Raw genomic sequence first — 288 nt, 5'->3', positions numbered from 1 at the left:
GACCTTGGGCATGTAGCGCGTCATGATCTCGTAGCGCGATTTCGGCATTTTCGGCGTCTCGGCCAGCGACCATTTCGGACTGCCGCCGAGGCCGAGGAAGCGGATGCCCATCGGCTCGGCGATCTCGCGCACCTGCGCCAGATGCGCATTGCCTTCGCGGCAGGTCTGGTGGATCGTCTCCAGCGGCGCGCCGGACAGTTCGAACTGGCCGCCGGGCTCCAGCGAGATCGCGCCCTGGCCGGTCGGCTCGACCAGGCCGATGATGCGGCCGGCATCCATGATCGGATC

General features: G+C 67.4%; 1 protein-coding gene. It reads right to left on the bottom strand.

The window, feature by feature from the left end:
* Positions 1-288 (bottom strand): glutamate-cysteine ligase family protein (locus E5X34_RS32750; protein ID WP_292573379.1); only part of this gene is annotated, 288 nt, incomplete at both ends.

It is taken from the genome of Mesorhizobium sp., assembly GCF_004963255.1.
Classification (GTDB): Bacteria; Pseudomonadota; Alphaproteobacteria; order Rhizobiales; family Rhizobiaceae; genus Mesorhizobium.
Note: the sequence above shows the minus strand (reverse complement) of the source record. Positions and strands in the feature narration are given on the sequence as shown.